The sequence below is a fragment of the Mucilaginibacter pineti genome, assembly GCF_900101875.1.
Taxonomy (GTDB): domain Bacteria; phylum Bacteroidota; class Bacteroidia; order Sphingobacteriales; family Sphingobacteriaceae; genus Mucilaginibacter; species Mucilaginibacter pineti.
On record NZ_FNAI01000021.1, the window covers coordinates 1 to 12,561 of the forward strand.

Consider the following 12,561-nt stretch of genomic DNA (forward strand, 5'->3'; position numbering starts at 1 on the left):
CCTTGAACCCCGGAATAATCCTTAAAACAAAAACGGCCTCCGGTAATACCGGAGGCCGTTTCATTATAGGGTATGAATCTATTATTCGTTTATAGCTTTTACGCCTGGTAACTCTTTACCTTCCATATATTCTAACAGTGCGCCACCGCCGGTTGATACATAGCTTACTTCGTTGGTAAGGTTAAACTTGGCAACTGCTGCTGCAGAATCACCACCACCGATAAGGGAGAATGCACCGTTTTCTGTAGCTTTAACTACTGCTTCGGCAATGGCTTTGGTACCTACCAAAAATGTTTCCATTTCAAAAACACCCATTGGGCCGTTCCATAAAATGGTTTTTGATTCTTCAACTACTTTACTGAAGATCTTTACAGTTTCGGGACCGATATCCAAGCCCATCCAGCCGTCTGGAATTTCGCCGGTTTTGGCAACGCCGGTTTTGGCGCTATTTGAAAAATCATCAGCAATAACGTTATCAACTGGCAAGTAAAGTTTTACGCCTTTATCTTTTGCTTTTTGTTTAAGGCTAAGTGCAAGATCAAGCTTATCGGCTTCAACCAATGAGGTACCAATGTTACCGCCATCGGCTTTGGCAAATGTGTAAGCCATACCACCGCCAATGATCAGGTTATCTACCTTATCCAACAGTTTTTCAATGAGTTCAATTTTGTCTGATACCTTTGAACCACCCATAATAGCGGTGAAAGGCTTTGCAGCACCGTTCAGTATTTTTTCGGCATTGGCAAGTTCGGCAGCCATCAGGTAACCGAAGTATTTGGCATCCGGGAAAAACTGCGCTATGATAGCTGTTGAAGCGTGTGCGCGGTGAGCGGTACCAAAAGCATCATTCACATATATATCGCCTAATTTCGAAAGCTTTTCTGCAAATGCAACGTCGCCTTTTTCTTCTTCTTTGTAAAAACGAAGATTCTCTAATAAAAGCACTTCGCCATTACCTAAGTTTTTTGCTTTTTCAACAGCCTGCTCGCCAATGCAATCATCGGCAAACTCAACCTGCTGACCTAAAAGATCTGACAAATGAGGCACTACGTGTTTTAAAGAAAATTCTTCTGTCGGTCCGTTTTTTGGTCTGCCTAAGTGCGACATCAAAATAACTTTACCGCCATCCTTTAAAATCTTTTTTATGGTTGGTAAAGCAGCCGTCATCCGGTTATCGTCGGTAATGTTGTAATCCTTATCTAAAGGCACATTAAAATCAACCCTGATAAGGGCTTTTTTACCGGCAAAACTAATTTGATCTACTGTTTTCATATGATTGTATGGGTCATTTATAGTAAGGCGCGCAAATTCAGCATTTTATTCTAAATTCTTAACGAAAAAGTAAAAAAGGTGTTTGATTTTGGCAAAAACTTCAACTTAATTTAACATACATCACATGATGCGGTCCTATTCCGGGTACTTCAAATTCGGGCGATACTACTTCGAACCCGGTATTAAAATAAAACGGGATTGCCTTTTTGCGCGCGTTGCACCAAACGTAATTTGCCTTTTGACCGCGTAAATAAGTAAGTGCAAAGTTCACCAGTTGGTTGCCCAATCCCTGCCCCCGGTATTTTTCAGTAGTGGCCATGCCGCGTAACTGGTAACCCGTGCCTGTAAACTCGCCGTAACTTTGCGGGTGGAATGATGCCACACAGGCCAGTTCGTCATTTTTATAATAACCGAGGTGAAAAGCGCCCTCAATAGTATCTGTAGGGAAACGGCATTCATCTAATTTGAGCCGCCCCTCACGCAGTACTTCATTGCGAATGGGCAGCAAGTCTTCTACTTTAATAAATTTTATCATTTTTTTAACAAGGCCAGTTTTTCAACCAAATCGGCAAGGCGGCTGCTGTAACCCATTTCATTATCATACCAGCCTACTACTTTTACCAGCCCGCCTACTATTGAAGTAAGCTGTGCGTCAAAAATGCAGCTATGGGGGTTATCCAATATATCTGTTGATACGATGGGATCCTCGGTATACTCCAGTACATTTTTCATGGGGCCATCGGCAGCCTGTTTAAACGCCAGGTTAATTTGGGCAATGGTTGGTTGCTTTTTAAGGCTGCAGGTAAAATCTGTTAACGAGCCGTTAAGTACAGGCACACGGATACCTGCACCGCCCAACCGTCCTTCCAAATGCGGGAAGATAGCTGTTATCGCCTTAGCAGCACCTGTAGTTGTAGGTATAATGGAGGCCGATGCCGCACGTGCTCTGCGCAAATCCTTATGCGGCATATCATGCAGACTTTGATCGCCTGTCATGGAGTGTACGGTGGTAATGTAGCCATCGATAATACCCCAGTTTTCGTCAAGGATTTTTACCATTGCGGCTACGTTATTGGTGGTACAGGAAGCGTTTGATAATATGGGCGAACTCAGATCTACCTCATCATCATTTACCGCCAGTACCACCGTGGGCACATTTTTATCTGTAGATGGTGCCGAGATAATTACCTGTTTGGCACCTGCAGCAAGGTGTTTTTCGGCTCCTTCCCTTGAGGTGAATTTCCCGGTAGATTCTACCACCACATCGATATTCAACTCTTTCCAGGGCAGCGCAAGCGGATCGCGCTGGGCAAATACTTTTATCGGCTGCCCGTTTATGTACAGGTTGTCCGCGTCGAAATCAACCGTGCCCTTAAAGCCGCGGTGAACAGAATCGTACTTAAATAAATGGGCAAGTGTTTGGGTATCTGTAAGGTCATTTATGGCCACAACCTGTATACTGGGCCGGGTTAAAATACTCCTTAAAAAAATACGCCCTATACGGCCAAATCCATTTATAGCTATTTTCATTTTATGCTTTTATAAAGCACCAAAGTTAATGAAGATGGATGGGTAATTTGTAATACAAGAAACAGGATTTGTTTTTGCAGACAAGAATTAATTGAGATGATTTAGCTTTGGCTAAAGCCACTTAGCTTCTTATTTTAACCGCCCCATAAATGGGACGGCAATGAATTTTAAAACATTTTTTGTAGCTTATTCATTGCCGTTGGTTTTAACCAACGGATAAATTGACACAAAAGTTTGGCTTTAGCCTAAATGAAGTAACGCCCACTAAAATATCCTCTCCTTTGGAGAGGGGCGGGGTGGGGCCTTACGCCTGTTTATTTATCTCGGTCCAAAGCAGGTCTTTTAACCCGGTGAGGTTTCTTTGCGCTACTGATGATATAAATATAGATGGGATACCCTCCGGTACTTCCAGCTGCATTTCTGCCTGCAGTTCCTCGTCCAGCATATCAGATTTGGTTATGGCCAGTACGCGGGGTTTGTGAATAAGTTCGGGATTGTATTCCTGTAATTCGTGCAGCAGGATCTGGTATTCTTCTTTAATAGTGCGGGTAGTATCGGCAGGTACCATGAATAACAGTACCGAGTTACGCTCAATATGCCTCAAAAACCTGAAACCTAAACCTTTGCCCTGTGATGCACCCTCTATAATACCCGGGATATCGGCCATTACAAATGAGCGGTTATCGCGGTATGATACAATACCCAGGTTGGGTACCAATGTTGTAAACGCGTAATCGGCAATCTCGGGCTTGGCGGCTGATACTACCGAAAGCAGGGTTGATTTACCCGCGTTAGGGAATCCTACCAAACCAACGTCGGCCAGTATTTTTAATTCGAGGATATTCCAGTCTTCCTTGCCGTCTTCACCGGGTTGGGCAAAGCGTGGGGTTTGCTGGGTTGGCGTTTTAAAATGCCAGTTGCCTAAACCACCGCGACCACCGGGTGTTAAGATCTTTGTTTCGCCGTCCTGCGTAATTTCGAAGATCACTTCGCCGGTTTCGGCATTTTTTACGGTTGTACCAAGCGGCACTTCCAATATTTCATCTCTGCCGGTTTTACCGCTTCGCAATGAACTACCGCCCGAATCGCCGTCGCCGGCAATTACGTGTTTGCGGTATTTAAGGTGCAGCATGGTCCATAGCTGGGCATTACCCTTAACTATAACATGACCGCCACGACCACCATCGCCACCATCGGGACCGCCTTTTGAGGTTAAAATATCACGGTGTAAATGCGCAGAGCCCGCCCCTCCGTGGCCACTACGGCAACAGATCTTCACATAATCAACAAAATTGGAACCTTGCGACATAATTTTTTCTTTTTAGTCGGAAAAGTCAAATTAGTCGAAAAGTCCGAAAGTCAGTAAAGTCCGGAAGATAAGAATTTGATCTTCTTAACTTTCGGACTTTACTGACTTCCCGACTTTCGGACTTTCCCGACTTCCGGACTTATTTAATAACCTTCAATAACCTTACAAATCTGGGCGAATATCTCGTCTACCGATCCAACGCCATTGATACTTGTAAATTTATTTTGTTGCTGATAAAAACCAGCTACAGGAGCGGTTTTATCATTATATTCTTTAATTCGCTTGCGGATAACCTCGGGGTTGGCATCATCTGCCCTGCCCGATTGTAAACCACGCTGCAATAAGCGACGTTCCAGTTCATCATCATCAACCTCAAGGGCTATCATGCCAGATATGGCCGAACTTTTACTGGTAAGCAGCGTATCTAACGCTGCCGCCTGTACTACAGTACGCGGAAAACCATCAAAAATAAAACCTTTGGCATCTTTATTGGCATCAAGCTTATTGCTTATCATACCTATAACTACCTCATCAGGAACCAGTTTACCGTCATCCATCAACTTCTTTGCCTCTAACCCAAGTACTGTTCCCTGCGAAATTTCGCCGCGCAAAAGATCACCGGTTGAAAGGTGGATCAGATCGTATTTTTCAATAAGCTTTTGCGATTGAGTCCCTTTCCCTGCTCCGGGAGGACCAAACAATACCAGATTTAGCATGCTCTTAATAAATTAAAAGCCTTTCTGTAACAACACGGAAAGGCTTAGCGTTAGCGAGTACTTAAAGGATGAACCTTGGTACTTTAAAAGTGCACTTGAAGGGAGTCGAACCCCTAACCTCCTGATCCGTAGTCAGGTGCTCTATCCAATTGAGCTACAAGTGCTTTTTGAAACGGAATGCAAAGATAGAATTTAAAATTTCCGATGCAAAATTTTTATCAAATAACTTATGATATAATCACCAATGGGCTGATAATGAATATTTAATTAACAGGGCCAACCTGCTGCTTTGTTAATTAAATACTGAATTACAAGTACCCAGAAGATCAAATTCCCCATAAAAGGTTGTCATTTCGATAGAGCCGAGGCAGGAAAGTGCGTGGGTGCGATAGAGAAACTATCTCTTGAGCGATAGCGAAAAATCCTCTACGAAACACCAGGCACCGATTGCATATCGTCGAAGATTTCTCCTCGTACCTCGTCGAAATGACAATTTTTTACTTGCGCCCCCTATTTAACCACCTCGGCTATGGCCGCAAAATCTGGCAGTTCGCCTGCGTTTTCAAGTACTTCGGCATAAATAACGTTCTGCTCTTCGTCGATAACAAAGGCGGCGCGTTTTGAAACACCTTTTAAACCCATTACAAATTCCTGGTATAAGGCACCGTAAGCTGCCGATACTTCTTTATTAAAATCGCTCAGTAAATCAAACTGGTAATTGTTCTCTTCCTTAAACTTAGCCAGTGTAAATGGCGAGTCGACAGATATACCCAATATGGTGGCGTTTAAGCCATCATAATAACCAAAGCTATCGCGCATGGTGCAAAGCTGCGTGGTACATACGCCGGTAAAGGCTAAAGGAAAAAAGTGTATAACTACTTTACGCCCCTTAAAATCGCTCAAAGCAACACTTTTTAAGGCCGATGATACTAATGTAAACTGTGGTGCCGCCTGGCCAACTTGTAATGACATAATGTTGTGTGTTTTTGTACTTGCAAATGAACTCATTTTATGAAACAATGAATAACCCTTAATTTATTATGGTTTTTCTATGGCAATATTTTTTCAAACTAAATAATTAGTTATATCTTTATAGTCATGTTGGTCTTTAATGTATAACGGGTTATGATAAAAAATTTCATCAAAACAGCTTTTCGCAGTCTTTTAAAAAACAAAGGATTTACGTTTATAAACGTTGCAGGGCTTGCCTTGGGTTTAGCGGGTTGCCTGCTTATTGTATTTTATGTTGTTGATGAACTAAGTTATGACAGGTACAATACAAAGTTTGAAAGCATATACCGCGTAAACTCCGATTTAAAGTATGGTGGCGTAGTAACCTCTTTTGCTATAGTCGCCCCGCCCCTGGCCGATGCCTTAAAGCACAACTTTCCCGAAGTTGAAGAAGCGGTAAGAATATCGCCGGCTTTAAACATCCGCTTTAAAAACGGAAATGAGGAAATTGCAGAGGATAAAGTGATTTACTGCGACCCATCTATATTTGATGTATTTACATTACCAATGATAGATGGCGACCCTAAAACTGCTTTAAATGACCCTAACGCCATAGTAATTACCGAAGCCGCCGCAAAAAAATACTTTAACAAAACAAACGTTGCAGGGCAAACACTCACTATTAATAACGATAGCATCCCCCATAAAATAACGGGGGTAATAAAAAATATCCCTACCCAATCGCACTTTACGGCCGATTTCTTTTTGTCCATCTTATCCCAGGAATCAGCTAACGACAAAACATTTAACCACTTCAGCTTTAGCACCTATGTATTGCTTAAGCCCGGTGCTGATTATGAAAAACTGCAGGCAAAATTTCCAGAGCTGATGAGGCGGTCGCTTGGCAGCAGTATGAATATTGATAAGTTTGAAAAGAGTGGCAATTATATCAGGATAAATTTAACACCGCTTAAAGATATCCACCTGCAATCAAACCGGCAGCGCGAACTTAGCGCCAATGGTAATATCCAGTACGTTTACATTTTTTCGGCCATAGCATTGTTTATATTGGTACTGGCCTGCATAAATTTCATGAACTTATCTACAGCGCGGTCTGCCAACCGCGCAAGAGAGGTTGGGGTACGTAAGGTATTAGGCTCATCGCGCTGGTATCTTATAGCCCAGTTTATTTCCGAATCGCTCATGGTAACTTTTGTGGCTACGCTTGTTGCAGTATTGGCCGCCTGGCTATTGCTCCCCGTGTTTAATCAACTATCGGGCAAAAGCATGGCCATAAACCTGCAAACCTTTACCTGGCTTTCGCCCGCTGTATTGATCATTGTTGTGGTGGTGGGCGTGCTGTCTGGTTCATACCCGGCGTTCTTTCTATCGGCGTTTCAACCGGCAGATGTTTTAAAGGGTAAAATATCATCGGGTTTTAAAGGTGGCGTACTACGCAGTTTCCTGGTTGTTTTCCAGTTTTCTATATCCATATTTCTTATCATTGGCACCCTCGTTATCTACAATCAGCTTAAATACATCCAAAATAAAGACCTTGGCTTTAACCGCGACCAGCTGCTCATTGTAAAAAATGTAAATGCCTTAAATGATCCCAAAATCCTTAAACAAGAGATAAAACAATTGCCCGGCGTAGCCGATGCCACGCTTAGCGCCTACTATCCAACCAATGTGGTAAGGTTTCCAAATAGTGTTTCAAGCGATCAAAAAACAGGCTTACTAACCGAGTATTGGTCTGTTGATGAAGATTATTTGCATACAATGGGCATGCACCTGTCAATGGGCCGGTATTTTTCGGGTCAGTTTGCGTCAGATTCATCGGCAATGGTCATAAACCAGGCAGCGGCAAATATGCTGGGCTACACCAATGATGTTTTAAACAAGCCGCTTTACGCCGGCCAGGACAACAACAAGCGTACGTATCATATAATAGGCGTTGTAAAAGATTTTAACTACAGCTCGCTGAGGGATAACATAGGCCCCCTGGTAATGGTGATGAACCAGGATTGGCGAACTTCGCTTTGTATAAAGGTTAGCACAAAAAACCTCCCGGCATTTTTGGCACAGGCCCAGCATATATGGAAAACGCTGGCCCCTACCCAACAGTTTGAATATACCTTTATGGATGAGGACTTTGATGCCCTTTACCGCACCAAGCAGCGCATGGGGCAATTGTTTTTGATATTCACCACGCTGGCTATAGTAATTGCCTGCCTGGGTTTATTCGGACTGGCGGCCTACGCGGCCGAGCAGCGTAATAAGGAAATTGGGATCCGCAAGGTGTTGGGCGCAAGCGTATCGGCAATAGTAACCATGCTGTCTAAAGATTTTATAAAGCTGGTACTTATTTCATTTGCCATAGCGGCGCCGCTGGCCTGGTTTGCCATGTACAAGTGGCTGCAGGGTTTTGCCTACCGGCAGGAGATGCAATGGTGGATGCTGCCCGCTGCGGGTTTGGGTGCGGTGCTTATCGCCTTCGTCACTATCAGCTCCCAATCATTTAAAGCAGCCATTGCCAACCCTGTAGATAGTTTGAAAAACGAATGACGGTGATAACCCCCGACAGCCACAAGTTATTCAGAAGATTGGAATTTTATAAAAAGGTGGTCATTTCGACGAGCCTGCATAGGAATTGTGCATGAGGGGCAAAGAGAAATCTTCTACAGCACGTTTGGCTAGAATGCAAAGTTCGCATTGCATATCGTAGAAGATTTTTCGCTACGCTCAAGAGATAAGTTTCTCCTCGTACCTCGTTCGAAATGACAAAATTTTGATTCTTTAGAACCCAAACATAATCGCATTAATTAGGGTTACTATTGCTGATATTTACCCCATGAAAGCAATAGTAATAACCCATCCCGGCGAGCCTTCAGTTTTACAAATGGCCGAGCGGCCCCTACCAGTTTACGCTGCCGGTGAGGTATTGATAAAGGTGATGGCGGCAGGCGTAAACCGGCCGGATATAAAACAGCGCGAAGGTAAATATCCCCCGCCGCCCGGAGCACCGCAGGATATTCCCGGCCTGGAGATTGCAGGGGTTATTACCGCTGTTGGCGCCAACGTTACCCAATGGCAAGTTGGCGATAAGGTATGTGCCCTGATAGCAGGCGGCGGTTATGCCGAATACTGTAATGCGCCCGAAGCCCAATGCCTTCCGATACCAGATAACCTTTCTTTTATAGAAGCGGCCTCGCTCCCCGAAACCTTTTTTACGGTTTGGAGCAACGTATTTGACCGGGCCGGATTAAAGGGTAGCGAAACCCTGCTGGTCCACGGCGGATCGAGCGGCATTGGTGTTGCAGCCATACAAATGGCCCGGGCATTAGGCCACACTGTTTACGTTACGGCCGGTTCCGATGAAAAATGCAAGTTTTGCGAACAGCTTGGCGCGGCAAAGGCCATCAACTATAAAACAACACAGTTTGTTACTGTTATACAGGAACTTACCGCCGGTAAAGGTGTAGATGTGATACTGGATATGATAGGCGGCGACTACACACCCGCTAACATAAAGTCGCTGGCGGTAGAGGGACGGCTGGTGATGATCAACACCATGAAAGGCAAGGATGCCCAGGTTGACCTGGCGCAGGTAATGATGAAACGGCTGGTAATAACAGGATCAACCCTGCGGGCAAGAGATATTGGGTTTAAGGGCGAAATAGCAAAAAAACTAAAAGCAATTATATGGCCGCTGCTAAAATCCGGCGAAATAAAGCCTGTTATACATGCCGTATTCCCGGCCCGCGATGCGTCAAAAGCACATGAGCTGATGGAAAGCAGCACACATATTGGCAAAATAATGCTTGATTTTGAGCATGTTTAAAGCGAATTTTAACCCTCAGAAATTATCATGCAAAAATGTTGCTTTTGGTATTTAAATATTTCAATAGAAATCTTAACTTTGCGCCTCTGAAATAGCATCTTAGTAATTTTATACGTGAGATAACTATTAAAAAGGAAAATTCTTTAAAACACCAGGTTATATATGCCAAACATTGGAAAAATATCACGGATCATTGGTCCGGTAGTTGACGTAAGTTTCGCTGATGATGCTCATCTTCCCAAAATTTATGATGCGTTAGAGATCACGAAAGATAATGGCCAGAAAATCATTTTAGAAGTTCAACAGCATTTAGGTGAAGATCGTGTACGTGCGATTGCGATGGATTCAACAGACGGATTGCTACGCGGCATGAAGGTAGTGGATCTTGAATCGGCCATAAAAATGCCAATTGGCGAAAATATCAAAGGCCGTGTATTTAACGTAGTAGGTGATGCTATTGACGGTATAGCCAACTTAGATAAAACCAATGGTCGCCCTATCCACAATACTCCTCCCCGTTTCGAAGATTTATCTACCGAAACTGAAGTATTGTTCACCGGTATCAAAGTTATCGATTTGTTAGAGCCCTATGTAAAAGGTGGTAAAATTGGTTTGTTTGGTGGTGCTGGTGTTGGTAAAACAGTATTAATTCAAGAGCTGATCAACAACATCGCTAAAGCTTACGCCGGTTTATCGGTATTTGCTGGTGTTGGCGAGCGTACACGTGAAGGTAATGACCTTTTACGTGAGATGCTTGAAGCAGGCATTATAAAATATGGCGATGCATTTATGCATTCAATGGAAGAAGGCGGCTGGGATCTATCTAAAGTAGATACCGAAGTGATGAAAGATTCAAAAGCAACCTTCGTTTTCGGTCAGATGAACGAGCCTCCTGGTGCACGTGCGCGTGTAGCTTTATCAGGCTTAACCATTGCCGAATACTTCCGTGATGGTGATGAGGATGGTAAAGGACGTGATATCCTTTTCTTTATCGATAACATTTTCCGCTTTACACAAGCAGGTTCTGAAGTATCGGCGTTATTAGGTCGTATGCCATCTGCGGTAGGTTACCAACCAACACTGGCTACCGAAATGGGTACCATGCAAGAGCGTATTACCTCAACAAAACGTGGTTCAATTACATCTGTACAGGCCGTTTACGTACCTGCGGATGATTTAACTGACCCTGCACCGGCAACAACATTTGCCCACTTAGATGCTACAACTGTACTTTCACGTAAAATTGCCGAGTTAGGTATATACCCTGCTGTGGATCCTTTGGATTCTACATCACGTATCCTTAGTCCATCTATTTTAGGTGATGAGCACTACAATACAGCTCAGCGTGTTAAAGAAACTTTACAACGCTACAAAGAGCTGCAGGATATCATCGCGATCCTGGGTATGGACGAGTTATCTGAAGAAGATAAATTAGTTGTATCTCGTGCGCGCCGTGTTCAGCGTTTTCTTTCACAGCCTTTCCACGTGGCCGAGCAATTCACCGGTTTAAAAGGTGTATTGGTTGACATTAAAGAAACCATTAAAGGTTTCAACATGATCATGGATGGTGAAGTGGATGAGTATCCTGAAGGTGCATTCAACTTAGTTGGAAGCATTGAAGATGCTATTGAAAAAGGTAAAAAATTATTAGCAGAAGCTAATAATTAAGATATGAGATTTGAGATATGAGATTTGAGATTAAGCATTTCAAATTTCATATCTCATGTTTAAAAGAACAAGAGATATAGGATATAAGAGGTACAGACGTTTCGTCTCACATCTCATATCTCATATCTCACATCTAAAAACAAATGACATTAGAAATCCTTACTCCCGATAAAAAGATTTACGAAGGCGAGGCCTCATCGGTTACCGTTCCGGGTACTTTGGGATTATTTGAAATATTAAACCACCACGCCCCTATCATATCAACCCTACAGGATGGTAAGCTAACCGTACGTGGCGGCAACGCTGGTAAAGAAGAAGTTTTTTTGATTAAAGGCGGTGTTGTTGAAGTATTAAACAATAAGGTCATTATTCTTGCTGAAGGCATTCAGCACAAATAGTAGTACCCTTATTTTTCAAAAAAAAACGTCTGGGTATAACACCCGGACGTTTTTTTTTGCGCGTTTTTTTATAGTAGATTATTTCAGATTCAATGCCTCAGGCAGCATCAGCAAAAAAGGCAGCGCTTGTGAATAATCAAGGAGATCATATTCCAAGCCCAGCCTGATGTTGCTGTAATAAGTTTGATGCTGATCATAGTATAATTTTTCTGATTGAATAAACCATGCTTTTGCACCTAATTTTTGAGCTATGAACCATTTTTCAAGTAACCGTGCAGTCCTGCCATTACCATCTTCAAATGGGTGGATCTTAACAAATACAAGATGGATCTGCGCCGCAAAAAATAAAGTTTCCACCAAATTCAACTCCTCCGCTAACAGTGTGTCGATATCAGTATATAATTTACTCATCTCCTGCTCAACCAGGTTTGGCATACAGGCAACATATTCTATTTTACCATCGGGAGTGATAACAAACATTTTACCGGTTCTTAGCTGTCCGCGCCTTTCCTGTTGTAAAATGTGTTTGGTTAACAAGGTATGGGCAGCTTTGGTAGATACATAATTGAGCGCGGTTTGTTGAGCAAACTGATAGGCTTCATACAAATCATCAATCTTTTGGGTATAGTCTGGTAAAAATTTAACACCCAGCATTTTGTGTTTCATGAAAGAATCAAGCTCAATATGTTCGCCCTCAATTTTAGATGAAAATACAGCCGATACAGAAGTATAGAAACTAAAGTTATCTGCCGATAATTTACTTTCTTCTAATTGCTCAAATTTTTGCTGCAAAGCTTCAGCATCAGCTTTTTGTAAATAAGCATCCAGTAAATCGGTTGTTAAAATATCAAAATTCATTGTGCTGTACAGATAGTT

At 42.9% G+C, this 12,561-nt stretch carries 11 protein-coding genes and 1 tRNA gene; 4 read left to right on the forward strand and 8 right to left on the reverse strand.

The features are described 5' to 3' along the window. Positions 1-81 precede the first annotated feature (81 nt). From BLS59_RS28320 to BLS59_RS28350, 7 genes are all read right to left on the reverse strand, one after another. Positions 82-1,272 (reverse strand): phosphoglycerate kinase, encoded by a 1,191-nt coding sequence (locus tag BLS59_RS28320; protein ID WP_091156358.1) that lies wholly within the window; start codon positions 1,270-1,272, stop codon positions 82-84. Positions 1,273-1,372: 100 nt separating this feature from the next. Further along, positions 1,373-1,807: a GNAT family N-acetyltransferase gene (locus BLS59_RS28325; protein ID WP_091156360.1), complete on the reverse strand. Its 435-nt coding sequence runs from the start codon at positions 1,805-1,807 to the stop codon at positions 1,373-1,375. After that, entirely contained in the window at positions 1,804-2,802 is a 999-nt protein-coding gene (gene gap, locus BLS59_RS28330) for a type I glyceraldehyde-3-phosphate dehydrogenase (protein ID WP_091156362.1), read from the reverse strand. Before gap ends, BLS59_RS28325 begins: the two co-directional genes overlap by 4 nt. 304 nt (positions 2,803-3,106) lie before the next feature. After that, positions 3,107-4,111, reverse strand: coding sequence for a GTPase ObgE (obgE, locus tag BLS59_RS28335; RefSeq protein ID WP_091156364.1), 1,005 nt, complete (start codon positions 4,109-4,111; stop codon positions 3,107-3,109). A 143-nt stretch (positions 4,112-4,254) separates the two neighbouring features. After that, positions 4,255-4,827, reverse strand: coding sequence for an adenylate kinase (locus tag BLS59_RS28340; RefSeq protein ID WP_091156366.1), 573 nt, complete (start codon positions 4,825-4,827; stop codon positions 4,255-4,257). Between the two features lie 90 nt (positions 4,828-4,917). Further along, positions 4,918-4,991, reverse strand: a tRNA-Arg gene (locus tag BLS59_RS28345). Between the two features lie 346 nt (positions 4,992-5,337). Next, positions 5,338-5,799: a redoxin domain-containing protein gene (locus BLS59_RS28350; RefSeq protein WP_091156367.1), complete on the reverse strand. Its 462-nt coding sequence runs from the start codon at positions 5,797-5,799 to the stop codon at positions 5,338-5,340. Positions 5,800-5,952: 153 nt separating this feature from the next. Here BLS59_RS28350 and BLS59_RS28355 point away from each other — a divergent pair, with 153 nt between their 5' ends. The 4 genes from BLS59_RS28355 (at position 5,953) to atpC (ending at position 11,685) form a co-directional block, all read left to right on the forward strand. Beyond that, positions 5,953-8,343, forward strand: coding sequence for an ABC transporter permease (locus tag BLS59_RS28355; protein ID WP_091156369.1), 2,391 nt, complete (start codon positions 5,953-5,955; stop codon positions 8,341-8,343). A gap of 286 nt (positions 8,344-8,629) precedes the next feature. After that, entirely contained in the window at positions 8,630-9,619 is a 990-nt protein-coding gene (locus BLS59_RS28360; RefSeq protein ID WP_091156371.1) for an NAD(P)H-quinone oxidoreductase, read from the forward strand. 162 nt (positions 9,620-9,781) lie between these two features. Continuing rightward, positions 9,782-11,287 carry a F0F1 ATP synthase subunit beta gene (atpD, locus tag BLS59_RS28365; protein ID WP_091156374.1) on the forward strand — a complete coding sequence of 502 codons (1,506 nt, stop codon included), beginning with the start codon at positions 9,782-9,784 and terminating at the stop codon, positions 11,285-11,287. A 143-nt stretch (positions 11,288-11,430) separates the two neighbouring features. Further along, a complete protein-coding gene (atpC, locus tag BLS59_RS28370; protein ID WP_091156376.1) occupies positions 11,431-11,685 on the forward strand; it encodes an ATP synthase F1 subunit epsilon in 255 nt (84 codons plus the stop codon). 78 nt (positions 11,686-11,763) lie between these two features. Here atpC and BLS59_RS28375 read toward each other — a convergent pair whose 3' ends face one another. Beyond that, positions 11,764-12,543, reverse strand: coding sequence for a Fic family protein (locus tag BLS59_RS28375; RefSeq protein ID WP_091156378.1), 780 nt, complete (start codon positions 12,541-12,543; stop codon positions 11,764-11,766). Positions 12,544-12,561 lie beyond the last annotated feature (18 nt).